The following is a 16,793-nucleotide window of genomic DNA, read 5'->3' as shown; positions in this document are numbered from 1 at the left end:
CCGGTTCCTTTCCGTCGAGGGGTCAGGCGATCGCGGCTTTGCAGGCGGTGACGAACTGCTCCGCCGCCTGGGCCGGGGTGGCGCGGCCGTACTGGGCGTTCTCGGCGGCCTTGGTCAGCTCCGACTTGACCTTGCTGTGTCCCTTGATCGGAACCTGGGGGGACGGCCCGAACTTCTGCGCCAGCTCGGACTCGACCTGGATGGACTGCTTCATGGCCGGGTCGGTGGCGGTCTCGCTGACCTTGGCCCGCAGGTCCATGTTGGAGGGCAGGCCGCGGTCGGTGCCGAGCAGCGCGACCGCCTCCGGGTCGTTGTTCAGGAAGTTGATCACGTCGACCGCGACGTCGCGGTGCTTGCTGCCCTTGAACACCGACCAGTACATCGAGGCGCGGGCCCACTGGGCGCTCGGGTCACCCGGGTAGGCGACCACGCCCAGCTCGTCCTTGGTGTTCTTCTTCAGGTCCGGCATCTGGTTGGCCCAGACCCAGGAGGTGGCGGCCTTGCCGGTGACGACGAGCTGCTTGGTGATGTCGGTGGCGTTGCCCTGGTGGATGACGTCCGCGGTCGGGGTGGCACCGGAGTCCCGCGCGCCCTTCCACAGCTCGAACCACCTCGTCACGTCCTCGACCGTGAAGCCGAGTTCCTTGCCCCGGTAGAGGTCCTTGCCCTGCTGGCGCAGCCAGACCCAGAGCGCCTTGTAGTCGGCGCTCGGGTCCTGGGTGCCGGGCACCTTCGTCTTCTTCGCCACCTGCTCCGCCCAGGCGATGTGCTCCTCCCAGCTCATCCCGGTGGTCGGCTCCGGCAGCCCGTTCTTCGTCAGCAGCGTCCTGTTGTAGACCAGGCCCTGGGTGTTCTCCCCGGCGGCCACCCCGGCGAGCTTGCCGTCGACGACGCCGTACTCCAGCAGGCTCTTCGGGAACTTCGACACGTCGAGCTTGCCGGAGTCGCGGTAGCTGCCCAGGTCGAGCGTGGTGCTGCGGCCGGCGTACTCGGCCAGGTAGTTGTCGTCGATCTGGAACAGGTCGGGCGGGTTGCCGCCGGCGGTCAGCGTGGCGAGCTTGTCGAAGTAGCCCTGGTTGGCCTGCCAGGTCTTCTCGAACGTCACGTCGGGGTGCTTCTTCGTGTAGAGGGCCAGGGCGTCCTCGGTGAGCTTGGCCCGGGCCTCGCCGCCCCACCAGAAGACGGAGAGCTTGACCGGGCCGCCGTCGCCGGCGGCGTCGTCGTCGCCGCAACCGGCCGCGCCCAGGGCGAGCGGCGCGGCCAACGCGACGACGGCCAGGCCGCGGACGAATCGACGTCGGGACAGGGGGGTACGGTGATCCCGCCCGGCGGGTGCGCCGGCGGTGGGGGGCGTTGCGGGGTGCATCTGCGCTCACTCCTCGGCTGTGGGAGGCGACGACGTCACCGGCGGCCGTCCACGGGTCGCCCGGGTCCGCACCGCTATGCGGGCCCGGGCCACCTGCTCAGGCCCCGGTGCCGTCCCGACCGGGCTCGGGAACGGGCCCGGTCGAGTCGCGGACGACCAGTACGGTCTGGAGCATTACCTGTGCGGTGGTGCGACGGTCGCCGGCCGACGCGCCCCGGCCCCGCGCGCCACGTGGCGCGTCGGAGTCGAGTTGCAGCAGCATGTCGACGGCCGTCCGGCCGGCGGCCGCGGTCGGCGTGGCCACCGTCGTCAACTTGGGGCGGGTGAGCCGGCTCAGCGCGATGTCGTCGACGCCGACCACGCTGACGTCCTGCGGCACCCGCAGCCCCAGCGCGTCCAGCCCTTCGATCAGGCCGATCGCCATCAGGTCGTTGTAGGCGAGCACGGCGGTGACGCCGCTGCGGCGTACCTGGTCGGCGAGCGCGCCGCCGCCGGTCTCGGTGGGTTGGTTGGGCCCGAGCAGGGTCAGCTCGGCGCCGCCGCCCCGGGCCGCCGCCGAGGCGGCCCGGCGCATCTCCCGGGCGGTCCAGGAGCCGCGCGGGCCGCCGAGCAGCGCGATCCGCCGGTGACCGAGGCCGAGCAGGTGCTCGATCGCGGAGCGGGCGCCCTGCCCGACGTCCATCATCACGCAGGGCAGACCGGCGATCTGGCGGTTTATCACCACCACCGGGACCTCCCGGCTGACCTGCTCGATCAGACTGTTGCTCATCCGGGGGCTGCACAACAGCACGCCGTCGACCTGCTTGGCGAGCGCGTGGACCAGGTCCTCCTCGGCGGCCACGTCCTCGTTGGTGTCGGCCACGAACACGTGGTAGTCGCGGTGCCGGGCCTGCCCCTCCGCGGCCTTGATCAGCGGCGGGAAGAACGGGTTGGCGATGTCGGCCACGATCAGGCCGATGTTGTGCGTCCGGCCGGTGATCAGGGCCCGGGCGGCCCGGTTGGGCCGGTAACCGAGGTCCTCCGCGCAGGCCAGCACCCGGACCCGGGTCTCCGGGTTGACCAGGTGCGGGGCCGAGAACGTGCGGGAGACGGTGGAGATGTGCACGCCGGAGGCCCGGGCGACGTCCCGGATGGTGGCTGGCACGGCGGGCTCCCTCGTCCGATGTGGTGGGGGTCACGGGGTGCCGCCAATTAATGCAAACGGTTGCGCCGGTGTCAACGGTCCATTGTTACGCCTCGATTGCGGTACCGCTCCCGGTGGGCGCACAAAAACGCACCAATGCGGATTCACCGGGCGGGATGTCCATCGACCGTTGACGACGTCTCGCTCGACGTGGTTTCTTCGGCTGCAAACCTTTGCATAACCGCGGGAGGCCGACGTCATGTCACCACCGGCCCGGAAACGGGTCCGCCACGCCCTGGTCGGCGCCGGGGCGCGCGCCGAGATGTTCGTCCGCGCGCTCGCGCTCGACCACGCCGACACCGCCGAGCTGGTCGCCCTGGCCGACGTCAACCAGCGGAGAATGGACGCGCACAACCGCTGGCTCGCCGACCTCGGCCACCCGCCGGTGCCCACGTACGCCGCCGCCGACTTCGCCACCATGCTGGCGAGGGAGCGGGTCGACGTGGTGCTGGTGACAAGCGTCGACGTCACCCACGACGAGTACGTGACGGCCGCGCTGCGGGCCGGCTGCGACGTGGTCACCGAGAAGCCGATGACTGTCGACGCGCCGCGCTGCCGGCGCGTCCTGGACGCGGTCGCGGAGACCGGCCGGCAGGTCACCGTCGCGTTCAACTACCGCTACAACCCGCTGCACGAGCAGTTCCGGCGGCTGCTCGCCGACGGCGCGGTGGGCGAGATCGGCTCGGTGCACTTCGAGTGGCTGCTGGACGTGCGGCACGGCGCCGACTACTTCCGCCGCTGGCACCGGGACAAGGCCACCTCCGGCGGCCTGCTCGTGCACAAGGCCAGCCACCACTTCGACCTGGTCAACTGGTGGCTGGACGCCCGACCGGTCGAGGTGTACGCGGCCGGCCGGCTGTTCTTCTACGGCGAGACCGGCCGCCGGCACGGCTACGCCCGCGACTACGACCGGGCGCACGGCGCCCCCGCCGCCGCCGACGACCCGTTCGCGCTGCGACTGGCCGAGCACCCCCGGCTGCGCGAGCTGTACCTCGACGCCGAGGCCGAGGACGGCTACCACCGGGACCGCAACGTGTTCGCCCCCGGCGTGACCATCGAGGACGACCTCGCGGTGCTGGCCCGCTACTCCACCGGCGCGACCATGACCTACCACCTCACCGCGTACGCGCCCTGGGAGGGCTACCGGGTGATGGTCAACGGCAGCCGGGGCCGCCTCGAACTGGAGGTGACCGAGAGCGACCACGTCAGCCCCGGCGGCGCGTCCGCGCTCAAGGGGGCCGCGCTGCACGGCGACGAGGCCGCGGTGGAACGCGGCGCGGCCCGGCTCACGCTGCGCCCGTTCTGGGCGCCTCCCGTGGAGATCGACGTGGAGGGCTGGACCCGGCGCGGGCACGGCGGCGCGGACGCCCGGATGCTCCGGGTGCTGCTCGGCGGCGAACCCGACCCGCTCGGCCGCGCCGCCACCGCGTACGACGGCGCGCTCGCGCTGCTCACCGGCCTGGCCGCCAACCGCTCGCTGGAGACCGGCGCGCCCGTCCGGGTCGCCGACCTGCTCACCCTGCCCTGACCGAGGAGCCCGCTTCCGTGCCGATCATCTCCCCCAGTGATCTGCTGCTGCCCGCCGAGCCCGGCCAACGCGCGCTGGCCCGCGAGCTGTACGCCCTGGCGGCCACGCAGCCGATCATCTCCCCGCACGGGCACGTCGACCCGGCGCTGCTGGCCGAGGACCGCCCGTTCCCCGACCCGGCCCGGCTGCTGATCGTGCCCGACCACTACCTGACCCGGATGCTGCTGAGCCAGGGCGTGCCGCCGGCCGACCTGGGCGTGCCGAGCGTCGACGGCAGCCCGGTCGAGACCGACGGGCGGACCATCTGGCGGCGCTTCGCCGCGCACTGGCACCTGTTCCGGGGCACGCCGTCGCGGCTGTGGCTGGAGCAGACGTTCCGGAACGTGTTCGACGTGGACACGCCGCTCTCCCCGGCCACCGCCGACACGGTCTACGACGCGCTCGCCGCCCGCCTCGCCGAGCCGGCATTCCGGCCCCGGGAGCTGTTCACCCGCTTCGGCATCGAGGTGCTCGCCACCACCGAGTCGCCCCTGGACGACCTGGGCCGGCACGCCAAGCTCGCCGCCGACGGCTGGGGCGGGCCGGGCGGGCGGGTGGTCACCACGTTCCGCCCGGACGACGTGGTGGACATGGAGTTCGACGGCTGGGCGGCCAACGTGGACCGGCTCGCCGACGTGTCCGGCGAGGACACCGGCACGTACGCCGGTTACCTGGCCGCGCTGCGGCAGCGCCGGGCCGCGTTCGTCGCGGCCGGCGCGACCTCCACCGACCACGGGCACCCGACCGCCCGTACCCTCGATCTCGGGCCGGCGGAGGCCGCCGCGCTCTACGACAAGGGCCGGCGCGGCGTGGCCGACGCCGCCGACGCGGAGGCGTTCCGGGCGCACATGCTGCTGGAGTTCGCCCGGATGTCGCTCGACGACGGCCTGGTGATGCAGCTGCACCCGGGCGCGGTGCGCAACCACAACCGCTGGCTGCACGCCCGGCACGGCCGCGACGTCGGCGGCGACGTGCCGCAGGCCACCGACTACGTGCACGGCCTGGCCCCGCTGCTGGACGCGCACGGCAACGACCCGCGGCTGACCGTGGTGCTCTACACGCTCGACGAGGACACCTTCACCCGGGAACTGGCGCCCCTCGCGGGCGGCTACGCGGCGCTGCGGCTCGGCGCCCCCTGGTGGTTCCTCGACTCGCCGGAGGTGCTGCGCCGGTTCCGGGAGGCGGTCACCGAGACCGCCGGCTTCTACAACACCGCCGGGTTCGTCGACGACACCCGCGCGTTCTGCTCCATCCCGGTCCGCCACGACGTGGCCCGCCGGGTCGACGCCGGCTTCCTGGCCCGCCTGGTCGCCGAGCACCGCCTCGACGCCGACGAGGCCGCCGAGACCATCGTCGACCTGGCGTACCGGCTGCCCAAGCAGGTCTTCAAGTTCTCCGGAGGGCACTCATGACCAGGATCGTCGACGTCGAGGTGCACGACGTGCGCTTCCCCACCGCCGCCAGCGGCGACGGCTCGGACGCGATCAACCGGGGCGACTACTCGGCCACCTACGTGGAGCTGACCACCGACGGCGGACCGACCGGCACCGGGTTCACGTTCACCAACGGCCGGGGCAACGAGATCACCTGCGCGGCGGTCCGCGCGCTCGCCCACCACGTACGCGGGCGCACGGTCGCCGAGATCGCCGCCGAGCCGGTGGCGTTCTGGCGGTCGCTCACCGCCGACGTGCAGCTGCGCTGGCTCGGCCCGGAGAAGGGAGTGATCCACATGGCCACCGGCGCGCTGGTCAACGCGGTCTGGGACCTGCGCGCCAAGCTGGCCGGCAAGCCGATGTGGCGGTTCCTCGCCGAGCTGCCCACCGACGAACTGGTGGCCACCGTCGACTTCCACCACATCACCGACGCGCTTGCCCCGGACGAGGCGGCGGCCATCCTGGACAAGGGCCGCGACGGGCTCGGCGAGCGGCTGGCCGGGCTGGAACGCGACGGCTTCCCGTCGTACACCACGTCGGTGGGCTGGCTCGGCTACCCGGACGAGCAGGTGCGCGCGCTGACCCGCGACGCGTACGCGGCGGGGTGGCGGGCGATGAAGATGAAGGTCGGCGGGCGGCTCGACGACGACCTGCGGCGGGCCCGGATCATCCGGGCCGAGATCGGCCCGGACGCGTTGCTGATGATGGACGCCAACCAGGTCTGGGACGTGGACGAGGCGATCGCCGCGATGAGCGTGCTGGTCGAGGTCGACCCGTACTGGATCGAGGAGCCCACCCACGCCGACGACGTGCTCGGGCACGCCCGGATCGCCCGCGCGGTGACCGAGCTGTCCGGCGGCCGGTGCCGGGTCGCCACCGGCGAGGTCGCGGCCAACCGGGTCATCTTCAAACAGTTGCTCCAGGCCGAGGCGATCGGCGTGATGCAGGTCGACGCGTGCCGGGTCGGCGGCGTCGACGAGGTGCTCGCCGAGCTGCTGCTGGCCGCGAAGTTCGGGGTGCCGGTCTGCCCGCACGCCGGCGGCGTCGGGCTGTGTGAATACGTCCAGCACCTCGCGGTCTTCGACCACCTGCGGGTGAGCACCGGACTGGACGGCCGGATGGTCGAGTACGTGGACCACCTGCACGAGCACTTCGTCGACCCGGTCCGCGCCCGCGGCGGACGCTACCTGCTGCCCACCGCGCCCGGCTACAGCGCCGCCATGCGGCCGGAGTCGATCGCGGAGTTCCGCTTCCCGGAGGGACCGGCATGGCGCTGACCGTCGACACCGACCGGCTCGGCCTGGCCACGCTGCGCCGGCTGCCCGAGGAGAGCCGGCCGCTGGTGCGTCCCGGCACCGTGCCGGCCGGCATCGTCCACCTCGGGCTCGGCGCGTTCCACCGCGCCCACCAGGCCGTGCACACCGAGGCGGCGGTCGGCGCGGCCGGCGGCGACTGGGGCATCGTCGGCGTCGCGCCGCGCAGCACCGACGTGGTCGAGGCGCTGGCCGCGCAGGACGCGCTGTTCAGCGTCACCACGCTCGCCGCCGACGGCGCGTCGACCCGGGTCGTCGGCGCGCTGGCCGGGGTGCGGCACGCCGCCAGCGACCCGGACGCGGTGGTGCGCCTGCTCGCCGACCCGGCGATCCGGGTGGTCACGCTGACCGTCACCGAGAAGGCGTACCAGCTCGACCCGGTGACCGGCGCGCTGGCCGCCGACGCGGAGCTGACCGCCGACCTGACCACCGACCGGCCGCCGCGCACCGTGCCCGGGCTGCTGGTCCGCGGGCTGCTCGCCCGGGCCGCCGCCGACGCCGGGCCGCTGGCGCTGGTGAGCTGCGACAACCTGCCGGCCAACGGACGCCGGCTGCGCAGCCTGGTCGACCAGGGCCTGGCGCTGGCCCGGGTGCCCGACGCGACGCTGGACCGGGTGGCGGCGCAGGTCACCTGCCCCGGCACCATGGTCGACCGGATCGTGCCGGCCAGCACCGACGAGACCCGGCAGACCGCGCGGCGCGCGCTCGGCGTGACCGACCTGGCAGCGGTCGCGGCCGAACCGTGGTCGCAGTGGGTGATCGAGGACGACTTCCCGGGCGGCCGACCCGCCTGGGAGCGGGCCGGCGCGGTCCTCACCGACGACGCCGGACCGTGGGAACGGCTGAAGCTGCGCGCGCTCAACGGCGTGCACTCCGCCACCGCGTACCTCGGGGCCCTCGCGGGCGCGGAGACGGTGCTCGACGCGCTGGCGCTGCCGCACCTGGACGCGGTGCTGCGCCGGCTGGTCGCCGAGGAGATCGCGCCGAGCTTCACCCCGCCGCCCGGCGTCTCCGTGCCGGACTACGGGGAGCAGGTGCTCGCCCGCTTCGCCAACCCGGCGATCCGCTACCGCACCGCGCAGGTCGCCTCGGACGGCTCGCAGAAGCTGCCGCAGCGGGTGCTGCACACGGCCGTCGACCTGCGCGCGACCGGCCGGTCCGCGCGGTGGAGCGCGCTGGTGGTGGCCGCCTGGCTGCGGTTCCTGCACGGACACGCCGACGACGGCCGGCCGCTGCCGCTCGACGACCCGCTCGCCGACCGGCTGCGCGCGGCGCTCGCCGGCGGCCGGCACACCCCGGCCGGCGTGGTCGACGCGGTGTTCGCGGTCCGCGAGGTCTTCCCCGCCGAGCTGGCCGCCGACGAGGAGTTCCGGACGGCCGTGACCGGCTGGCTGACCGCGCTGGACCGGCACGGCGTCCGGGCCACCCTGGCCGGCGCCCGGTGACCGGCGGCACGCCGGCACGACCCGGCGACAGCGACGACCCCCGAACCGACGACGGCGACGGCGCGCGACCCGGCGACAGCGACGCGACGGGGGTGGGTCGGTGAGCGGCGACGCGCCGCCGCGGGTGGCGCTGGTCGGCGCGAACGGGCACGGCCGCTGGCACCGGCGGGTGATCGCCGCGCTGCACGGCGCCGGCCGGCTGCGGCTGGTCGCGCTTGTCGACGTGCGGCCCCCGGAGGAGGAACCGGACGCGCCGACGCCGCCCGGAACCGGGATCTTCACCGACCACCGGGCGATGCTGACCGCGTCCCGGCCGGACGTGGTGGTGGTGTGCACGCCGCCGCACACCCACCTGCCGATCGCGCGCGACGTGCTCGCCGCCGGCGCGGACCTGCTGCTGGAGAAGCCGCCCGTGCTCGACCTGGCCGAACAACGGGCGCTTGTCGACGCCGCCGGCGCCGCCGGGCGGGCGGTGCAGGTCAACTTCCAGGCGCTCGGCTCGGCGGCGCTGGCCGAGCTGACCGCCGCGCTGGCCGCGGGGCGGCTCGGCCCGGTCACCGGCATCGCCACCGTGGCGGCCTGGCAGCGTCCCGACGCCTACTACGCCCGTTCCCCGTGGGCCGGCCGGCGGTCGGTGGACGGCCGGCCGGCGCTGGACGGCGCGCTGGCCAACCCGCTCGCGCACGCGCTGATGCAGTGCCTGGCGGTGGCCGGGGCGGTGGCCGGCGAGCCGGTGCGACCGGCCCGGATCGAGGTGGAGCGCTACCGGGTCCGCCCGATCGAGGTGGACGACACCACCGTGCTGCGGCTGACCCCGGCCGTCGGGCCGCCGGTGCTGGCCGCGCTCACGCTGGCCGCCGAGGAGCACGTCGCCGGGGACGTGCTGGTCACCGGCGAGCGGGGGCGGGCGGTGCTGGAGTACCCGACCGACCGGCTGCGCCTGCCCGGTGACGCTCGCCCGCGCGCCGTGCCCGGCCGGGTCGGGCTGCTGGCGAACCTGCTGGACCACCGCGCCGCCGGCGTGCCGCTGATCGCGCCGCTGGCGCGTACCGGGCCGTTCACCGAGGTGCTGGACGCGCTGCGGGACGCGCCCGAGCCGACGCTGCTCGACGGTGACCTGGTGCGCGCCGTGGGCGACGGACCGGAGCGGGTCCGGGTGCTCCGGGGCGTCAACGCGGTGCTGCGGGACGCGGCGGAGACCGGCGCGCTGCCGTCCGAGGCGGGCGTGCCGTGGGCGGTCCGGCCGTACCTGGTGGACCTCGGCGTCGACATCCCCGACAGACAGAACGGAGCACGTCATGCGTAGACGAACGGTCACCGCCGCGATCCTCGCCGCCGCGCTCGCGGCCACCACCGCGATGCCGGCGTCGGCCGCGCCGGCCGGCGGGACGCCGTCGCCGGCGGCGGGCCTGCTCGGCCGCCAGGAACCGGCGGCAAAGCTGCTCGGCCGCCAGGCGCTGCCGGCGAACGACGGCTGGGCCGCCGAGGGCGTCGGCACCACCGGCGGCGGGGCCGCCACCGTGGACCGGGTACGCCTGGTGCGGACCCGCGCCGAGCTGGTCGCCGCGCTCGGCGGCGACAACGCCACGAACGCGGCCGACGCCACCCCCAAGATCGTGTACGTGGCCGGCCCGATCGACGGCTTCGAGGGGCCCGACGGCACGCCGCTGGACTGCGCCGACCTGGCCGACCCGGAGTACTCGCTGCCGGCCTACCTGGCCGCGTACGACCCGGCGGTCTGGGGCCGGGTGGACCCGAGCGGCCCGCTGGAGGCGGCCCGGGTCCGGTCGGTGGCCGCCCAGACCCGGCAGACGCAGATCAACGTCGGGTCCAACACCACGATCGTCGGGCTGCGTGGCGCCCGGCTCACCGGGCTGACCCTGATGATCGACCGGGTCGCCAACGTGATCGTGCGCAACCTGGAACTGGCCGACGCCCGGGACTGCTTCCCGGCCTGGTCCCCCACCGACGGCGACGCCGGCAACTGGAACTCGCAGTACGACCAGATCTCGGTGCGGCGCAGCGAGCACGTCTGGGTGGACCACAACACGTTCACCGACGGCGACAACCCGGACCGCGCGCAGCCGAGCTACTTCGGCCGGCCCTACCAGGTGCACGACGGCTCGCTCGACGTCACCCACACCGCCAGCCTGGTCACCGCGTCCTGGAACCGGTTCGCCGGGCGGGACAAGCTGATGCTGATCGGCTCCTCCAACACGGTCGGCCCGGACGTCGACCGGCTGAAGGTCAGCGTGCACCACAACCTGTTCGACGGGGACCTCCAACGGCTGCCCCGGGTGCGGTTCGGCCAGGTGGACGTGCACGAGAACCACTACCGGCTGGGCGGCCCCGGCTTCGAGTACGCGCTCGGCGTCGGCGTCCGGTCCGCCATCGTCGCGGAGCACAACTTCTTCACGCTCGCCGACGACGTCGACCCGGCGGACCTCATCCGCGACTGGGGCGGCACCGCGCTCACCGAGCGCGGAAGCTGGGTGCGGCAGGGTGACGGGCGGGCCCGGCCGGTGGACCTGCTGGCCGCGTACAACGCCGCGCACGACCCGGACCTCGGCGGCGACGCCGGTTGGACGCCGACGCTGCGCGCCGCGCCGCCGCTGCCGACGCCGCTGGTGCCGCTTGTCGTCGGCGCCTGGGCGGGCGCCGGCCGGCTTCCGCTCTGACCGCTGACCGACCCGCGCACCGGGCCGGCGTCCGCACCCACGGACGCCGGCCCGGCGGCTTCCGTCGGGGTGTCGGCTGACAGGCCGGCCCCGATGCGCGATGATCACCTTTGCCGAACCTCGCCGTCGGTGGCATGAATCGGCGGTCACCGGGGACAAGAGGGTGAGAAGCGGGTGGTGACAGCGCGAGTGGATGCCCAGGCCCGGAGACGGGCACGGGACGGAGGCCGGACGTGACGGGTGGGACATCCGGCCGGGTCCTCACCATCGATCTGCCGGCCGACCCCGGCCGGCTCGCGCCCACCCGGGAGCGGCTGCGCGGTTGGCTGCACGCGCACGGCATCGGCGAGTGGGACGTCGAGACGGTGCTGATCGCCACCGGGGAGGCCTGCGCCAACGCGATCGAGCACGGCTACCGCTTCGCCCCCGACGGGATCACCACGCTCCGGGTCGAACTGCGCGACGACCGGCTGGAGATCGAGGTACGCGACCACGGCGCCTGGCGGCCGGCCGACGGCGGCGACGAGAGCGACCGCGGCCGGGGGCGGCTGATCATGGCGCGGGTGATGGACGAGGCGACGATCGTCGGCACGCCGGAGGGCACCTGCGTACGCCTGGTCAAGCGGCTCACCCCGGCCGGCTGACGCCGACCCGGGGCCTGTCGTCCGTCCCCGGCGAGCGAAGATCAGCTATAAGGGACGTATGGAGTTCCCCGCGTACCTCGCCACCATGCCGATGCACGCGATCACCGAGATCCATGGTGAACCCGGCCTGCTGGCCCGTTTCCGGCTGGAGGTCGCCGCGTTCGACGACGCGGCCCGCGACCGGTTGACCGAGGCGCTGGACCTCGCCGCCGAGCTGCACCGCGACGACCGGCGGGTCCGGGAGCCGTACCTGAACCACCTGCTGCGGGTGGCGATCCGGCTGATGCACCACTACCAGGTGCGCGACGTGGACGTGATCGTCGCGGGGCTGCTGCACGACGCGGTGGAGGACCATCCGGTCGAGCTGGCCGGTCCGACGGTCGACCGGGACGTGACGACGGCGGCGCTGGCCACGCTCGCCGCGCGGTTCGGCCCGCGGGTGGCGCGACTGGTCGCGGCGGTCACCAACCCGGAGTACGACCCGGACCGGGACCGGGACGCGCAGTACCGGGAGCACGTGGCGAGCAGTCTGGACCGGGAGCCCTGGGCGCGGGTGATCAAGGTGTCCGACTTCACCGACAACGGCGTCGGCGTGATCCACACGGTGGGCCCGAAGGTGGCCCGCGCGGCCACCAAGTACCGCCCGCTGGTGCCGGTCTTCCGCGAGCTGGTCGCCCGCCCGGACACGCCCCTGTCGGCACCGGTCAAGCAACACATCTTCGCCCAGCTCGACCTCGCCGAGGAGCGCTTCAGCGCCATCCTCGACCCCCGCCCCTGACCCCCACCCCCGTCACCCCAAGCGGCCTCTTTCTCGGAAAGCGTGGCTGTGCCGGGCGGATCAGCCACGCTTTCCGGGAAACAGCGACCAGGGTGGGCGCGGAGGGGTGGGGTGGGGGTGGTCAGGTGGGGTGGGGGTGGTCAGGTGGGGTGGGGGGTGGCGCCCAGGGCGGCGGCGACTCTGGCGCGCAGGGCGGGCAGTTGCTCCGGGTGCTCGCGCAGCACCACCCGCAGCGTGGCGTGTCCGCCGGCGGCTGCCGCGCCGAGCACGTCGAGCAGCGTGCCGAGCTGGGCCGGCGGCTCGTCGGCGAGCAGGTTCGCCGCGTCGCGTACGACGAGGGTGAGCGGCCCCTCCTCGATCCGGTCGTTGAGGACGTCGGCGAGCGCGTCCCAGTTGCGGCCGTACCAGTCGGGCAGCGGCAGCGCCTCGGCCAGCGTCTCGTGCAGGGCCGCCCGGGTGCGGGTGGCCGCGCCGGGGACCGGCACGCCGGCCGGCTCGGGCGCCGAGTCGGCGTCGAGCGTGAGCCAGGCCGGCGGCTGCGGGGACGCTGCGCCCATGGGATCTGTCCTTTCCGACCGTGGGGGGGGGGGGGGGGGGGGGGGGGGGGGGGGGGGGGGGGCGGCGCGGGGGGGGGGGGGGGGGGGCGGCGGGGGGGGGGGGCGGGGGGGGGGGGGGGCCGGGGGCGCGGGGGGGCGGGCCGGGGGGGGCTGGCGGGGGCGCTGCGCCGGGGGTGGGGGCGCGGGGGCCCCTTGGTCTCTCCGCTGTGCCCCGCGCGGCCGGGGGGGGGGGCGCCCGCCCCCGACGGAAACTCAGAGCCGGTAGAAGTTGGCGTAGTGGTCGGGCGAGAACCAGGTCGTCCCGGTGCTCCTGTTCACCACGATCCGGTACGCGTCCCGGGCGGCGTTGCAGGCGCGCGGGTAGACGTCGTACTCGTAGTAGGTGGCGTTGGTGGGCAGTTGGCCCTCGCGGTTGTAGAACTGGCCGCCGGCGAAGTTGCACTGGCCGCCGCTCCACGAGTACCAGCCCCGGCTGGTCGGGAAGCTCTTCGCCGACCAGCCGGAGCGGGCCGTCCTGGCGTCCGCGCAGCGCGACAGCGTGCAGGAGCTGTAGACGGCGGCCTCGGCGGGCTCGGCGAGTCGGGTGGAGACCGTGGCGGGGGCCACCAGCGCGGCGGCGGCCACGGCGGTGACCAGGGCGGACGCGGCCAGGGCGCGGCGGACGCGGGTGACGACGGCGAGGAACGGGGTCAAGGGATCCTCCTTGAGCGAGCCGACAGGGCATCGACCAACATCGTTGGCTGGTCGGCGCTCAGTCTGCCCAGGATCCTGCCCGGCGTACAGCCCTCAGCCGGCGACCGGGCCCCGAATCCCGGGTGAACAGGCGGTGGCGGGTGCGGACGGACCGAGCCGCCCGCACCCGCCGGGTGCTCAGCGCGCGAACGCCTGGAACTCGGCGATCCGCACGTTCTGCGCCTGCGGGCTGGCCGTCGCGCAGTCGGTCGCCGCCCGCGGGTCGGCGTCCTGCTCACCGGCGTAGTCCGGCGCGCCGGTGCACTGGTTGGTCAGCACCTCGACTCGCAGGTGGGTGGCCCGGGTGCGGGGGATGTCGAACGAGCGCAGGATCAGCTCCGGCGCCCGGGGCCGCGGCGCCACCGCCGGGAACGCGTCCGGCCGGCTCGTGAACACCGGCCGGAAGTCGGCCGCGTCGGCGCAGCTCACCGTGCCGCCGGCGGTGCACGCCAGGACCCGGAACTGCCGCACCGCGGAGTACCGGCTCTGGGTGCCGGCGTCCGGGTCCCCGGTCACCGGCGGGCGCAGCATCGCGCTGACCTGCACCCGGCGTACCTGCTGGAGGCCGCCGGCCAGGTCGACGGTGACCTGCCGTCCGGCCACCGGCACGCCGAGCGAGGCCCAGTTGGTGGCCTCGTCGTCGTCCGCGACCGACGCCAGGTTGATGCCGTCACCGGCGACCGTCGCGCCCGCCGTCGTCGACGCCAGGTTGGCCCGCAGCACCACCGGCAGCGTCCGGTCCTGGCCGGCCCGCACCGTCACCGGGCCGATCCGGGTGTGCCCGTACCCGGGCGCCCGGACCACGAACTCGTACGTGCCGGGCACCAGGTCCACCCGGTCGGTGCGCGGGGTGGCCGCGTCGGTGTCCGCGACCGGCACCGCCCGCGCCTGGTAGCGCCCGACGAACAGCTGCGCGCCGGCCACCGGCCCGCGGTCGCCGAGCGGCAGCAGCCGCAGCGAGCCCTCCTCCGCGTACGGGGAGGTGAAGCCCGGCGTCGGATCGGGGTCGGCGTTGCCGACGCTGGCCGCGGTCTCGCCGAGGCCCCGCGCGGCGAACGCGTTCCAGAGCAGGTCCTGGTTGGCCCCGCCGAAGCGGATCCGGTCGGCGGCGAGCATCGCGTCCCGGGCGTCGACCATGCTGACCTGGCTGACCGCCATCAGCAGGAACGAGTCGACGACGAGCTGGATCCAGCGCCGGTTGCCCGGGCAGGCCGTCACGTCGCGGGCCCCGGTCGCGCACGCCTTCTGCACGGCCGGCGTGCCGGCGCCCCAGCGGCGCACCATGGCCGCCCGGATGTCGGTGTTGGTGGCGCTCCACACCTCGCCGGACGCGTGCACCTGGAGGCCGGTCACGTCGTAGTCGACCGACGAGTAGTTGAGCGGACTGTCACTCATGTTGTAGTTGCGGATGCCCGCGTTCGGGTCCTGGGTGGTGTACTCGCCGATGGTGAAGCCACGTCGGCCGGGCGCAGCGTACCCGTGCTCGAACAGGTACTCCATGGCGAGCTGGTCCGACCAGCTCTCGCTCATGCCCTGCGGCGAGCTGACGCCCGCGCTCGGGCCGGCGATCATGCGGTTGGTGACCGCGTGGCCGTACTCGTGGGCGATCACCGACATGTCGAAGTCGCCGTCCACGCAGGGCGCGTAGAACGAGCCGGCGACCGGCTGCCACAGGTACATGTTGGTGGTCGGCGCGACGCCGTCCGGCGGGGTGATCTGGTTGGCGTTGTTGCGGGCCGGGAACGTCGGCGGGCCGCCGCTGACGCCGCCGGCCTGCGCGTTGCCCTGCTCGGCATCGCCGCCGAGACCGCCCCGGCCGAGGTTGTCCTGTTGCAGGTTCCAGGTCTCCTCGGTGAAGCCCAGGTGGTAGGTCCAGTCGTGCATCCGGTTGTGCATCCCGAACAGGTTCGCCCGGGCCGCGTCGATGTCGCCTGCCTGCGGCGAGGTGAACACCTCCGGGTCGCAGCGCCGCTCCTGCCACTGGTTCGTCCACGGGTACGCGTAGACGCGGTCCGGACGCGGCGTGGCGGTCTCGGTGCCGACGCTGAACGGGTCGTTGCTGAACCAGTTCTGCACCGCGATCGCGTTGTTGCCCTTCGTGGTGGCGGTGGACGCCCCGGTGGCCGGGTCGACGTCCCACGCCGGGTGCCCCGGCACGCCGACCACCTCGCGGCAGCCGGCCGCCGGCGCGGCGCACCAGCGCACCCGGGTGTCGACCGAGGACCTGTCGACGCGCGGCGAGTTCGGGAACACGTCCCAGGACGGACTGTCCGCCGCGTGGTCGATCAGGTCCGCACGGACCAGCACACCGCCGTCGCGGGCGTCCACGTAGGTGGAGTAGGCGGCCGGGTCCGCGCCGGTGGTGTCCGCGCCCAGCACCACCTCCCAGGCCGCACGCGGCCCCCGGTCCGCGGTGGGCACCGCGACCAACGAGGTACGCATGACCTGCGCGTCGGCGCGGCCGGCGTCCGCGATGGCGGCTCTGCGGGCCTGCGCGGCGTCGATCGTGGCGGGCGCCGGCGTGCCGGCGTCCCGGGCCAGCGACGAGCTGACGTGCCAGACCGCCCCGTCGCGTACGCCGATCGCCAGCATGCCGTCGACGGCGGCCGGCAGGTCCCCGAAGCGCTGCCGGAACAGCACCGTCGCGCCCGGCCCCATCGGCGCCACGGTCAACTGCTCCAGCCCGGCGGCGCCCTCGGCGGTCAGCCCGAGCACGTCGGCGTTCGCCGTCACGTAGGCGCGTGCGGCGGCGGCCGGGTCGGCGGGCAGCCCGGTGGCGAGCGGCTTCCCGGTCGAGGTGAGCGTGGCCGGCGTACCGAAGTCGGTCCAGCGGACCCGCGCGCCCAGCGCGGCGACCCGGTCCCGCTGCCGCGCGCTGGCGGCGACGCGGCCCTTGCGGTTGTCCTTGGCCCGGCTGTCGTGCCGGTCCCCGGGCAGGTGGTCGGGTACGGCCCCGGCGCGGGCCTGGTCCCGGGGTGCGGCCTGACCGCCGGCTGCGGCGGTCAGGACCATGCCGGCTGCCATGAGCAGCGCGGTGGTCCCCGTCAACGCACGGGATGGTGTGCGCACGGTCCCTCCTGTCATCGTCGAACGGCGA

13 protein-coding genes are annotated in these 16,793 nt (G+C 74.8%); 8 read left to right on the top strand and 5 right to left on the bottom strand.

Annotation, left to right across the window (positions count from 1 at the left end):
• Positions 1-22: 22 nt before the first annotated feature.
• Both ACIA6B_RS18920 and ACIA6B_RS18915 read right to left on the bottom strand, forming a co-directional pair.
• Positions 23-1,366: an ABC transporter substrate-binding protein gene (locus tag ACIA6B_RS18920; protein WP_396774889.1), complete on the bottom strand. Its 1,344-nt coding sequence runs from the start codon at positions 1,364-1,366 to the stop codon at positions 23-25.
• A gap of 97 nt (positions 1,367-1,463) precedes the next feature.
• On the bottom strand, positions 1,464-2,510 hold the full coding sequence (locus tag ACIA6B_RS18915) for a LacI family DNA-binding transcriptional regulator (RefSeq protein WP_396774887.1): 1,047 nt from the start codon (positions 2,508-2,510) through the stop codon (positions 1,464-1,466).
• Positions 2,511-2,748: 238 nt separating this feature from the next.
• Here ACIA6B_RS18915 and ACIA6B_RS18910 point away from each other — a divergent pair, with 238 nt between their 5' ends.
• From ACIA6B_RS18910 to ACIA6B_RS18875, 8 genes are all read left to right on the top strand, one after another.
• Entirely contained in the window at positions 2,749-4,077 is a 1,329-nt protein-coding gene (locus ACIA6B_RS18910; protein ID WP_396774886.1) for a Gfo/Idh/MocA family protein, read from the top strand.
• Positions 4,078-4,094: 17 nt separating this feature from the next.
• A complete protein-coding gene (gene uxaC / locus ACIA6B_RS18905) occupies positions 4,095-5,528 on the top strand; it encodes a glucuronate isomerase (protein WP_396774885.1) in 1,434 nt (477 codons plus the stop codon).
• Positions 5,525-6,826 (top strand): enolase C-terminal domain-like protein, encoded by a 1,302-nt coding sequence (locus ACIA6B_RS18900; protein WP_396774883.1) that lies wholly within the window; start codon positions 5,525-5,527, stop codon positions 6,824-6,826. Before uxaC ends, ACIA6B_RS18900 begins: the two co-directional genes overlap by 4 nt.
• Entirely contained in the window at positions 6,817-8,307 is a 1,491-nt protein-coding gene (locus tag ACIA6B_RS18895; RefSeq protein WP_396774882.1) for a mannitol dehydrogenase family protein, read from the top strand. The genes ACIA6B_RS18900 and ACIA6B_RS18895 overlap by 10 nt, the downstream gene beginning before the upstream one ends.
• A 100-nt stretch (positions 8,308-8,407) precedes the next feature.
• Positions 8,408-9,613: a Gfo/Idh/MocA family protein gene (locus ACIA6B_RS18890; protein ID WP_396774880.1), complete on the top strand. Its 1,206-nt coding sequence runs from the start codon at positions 8,408-8,410 to the stop codon at positions 9,611-9,613.
• Positions 9,606-10,985, top strand: a complete 1,380-nt coding sequence (locus ACIA6B_RS18885; RefSeq protein ID WP_396774879.1) for a polysaccharide lyase family 1 protein — start codon at positions 9,606-9,608, stop codon at positions 10,983-10,985. Before ACIA6B_RS18890 ends, ACIA6B_RS18885 begins: the two co-directional genes overlap by 8 nt.
• 233 nt (positions 10,986-11,218) lie before the next feature.
• A complete protein-coding gene (locus ACIA6B_RS18880) occupies positions 11,219-11,629 on the top strand; it encodes an ATP-binding protein (RefSeq protein ID WP_281941837.1) in 411 nt (136 codons plus the stop codon).
• A gap of 58 nt (positions 11,630-11,687) precedes the next feature.
• Positions 11,688-12,407 (top strand): HD domain-containing protein, encoded by a 720-nt coding sequence (locus ACIA6B_RS18875; RefSeq protein WP_396774877.1) that lies wholly within the window; start codon positions 11,688-11,690, stop codon positions 12,405-12,407.
• A 140-nt stretch (positions 12,408-12,547) separates the two neighbouring features.
• On the opposite strand, the gene ACIA6B_RS18870 is transcribed toward ACIA6B_RS18875, so the two are convergent.
• The 3 genes from ACIA6B_RS18870 to ACIA6B_RS18860 all read right to left on the bottom strand — a co-directional run bounded on the left by ACIA6B_RS18870 (position 12,548) and on the right by ACIA6B_RS18860 (position 16,744).
• Entirely contained in the window at positions 12,548-12,964 is a 417-nt protein-coding gene (locus tag ACIA6B_RS18870; protein ID WP_396774876.1) for a barstar family protein, read from the bottom strand.
• A 252-nt stretch (positions 12,965-13,216) separates the two neighbouring features.
• Positions 13,217-13,657 carry a ribonuclease domain-containing protein gene (locus ACIA6B_RS18865; protein WP_396774874.1) on the bottom strand — a complete coding sequence of 147 codons (441 nt, stop codon included), beginning with the start codon at positions 13,655-13,657 and terminating at the stop codon, positions 13,217-13,219.
• A gap of 177 nt (positions 13,658-13,834) precedes the next feature.
• On the bottom strand, positions 13,835-16,744 hold the full coding sequence (locus ACIA6B_RS18860; protein WP_396774872.1) for a M36 family metallopeptidase: 2,910 nt from the start codon (positions 16,742-16,744) through the stop codon (positions 13,835-13,837).
• Between the last annotated feature and the right edge of the window lie 49 nt (positions 16,745-16,793).

Origin of the sequence: Micromonospora sp. NPDC051141 (assembly GCF_044455765.1) — a bacterium.
Taxonomy (GTDB): Bacteria; Actinomycetota; Actinomycetes; order Mycobacteriales; family Micromonosporaceae; genus Micromonospora.
Note: the sequence above shows the minus strand (reverse complement) of the source record. Positions and strands in the feature narration are given on the sequence as shown.

Coding starts and splice junctions, on each gene's coding strand:
- ACIA6B_RS18875 (WP_396774877.1), top strand. CDS start 11,688: ATGGAGTTCCCCGCGTACCTCGCCACCATGCCGATGCACGCGATCACC.
- ACIA6B_RS18885 (WP_396774879.1), top strand. CDS start 9,606: ATGCGTAGACGAACGGTCACCGCCGCGATCCTCGCCGCCGCGCTCGCG.
- ACIA6B_RS18900 (WP_396774883.1), top strand. CDS start 5,525: ATGACCAGGATCGTCGACGTCGAGGTGCACGACGTGCGCTTCCCCACC.
- ACIA6B_RS18910 (WP_396774886.1), top strand. CDS start 2,749: ATGTCACCACCGGCCCGGAAACGGGTCCGCCACGCCCTGGTCGGCGCC.
- ACIA6B_RS18920 (WP_396774889.1), bottom strand. CDS start 1,366: ATGCACCCCGCAACGCCCCCCACCGCCGGCGCACCCGCCGGGCGGGAT.
- ACIA6B_RS18870 (WP_396774876.1), bottom strand. CDS start 12,964: ATGGGCGCAGCGTCCCCGCAGCCGCCGGCCTGGCTCACGCTCGACGCC.
- ACIA6B_RS18895 (WP_396774882.1), top strand. CDS start 6,817: ATGGCGCTGACCGTCGACACCGACCGGCTCGGCCTGGCCACGCTGCGC.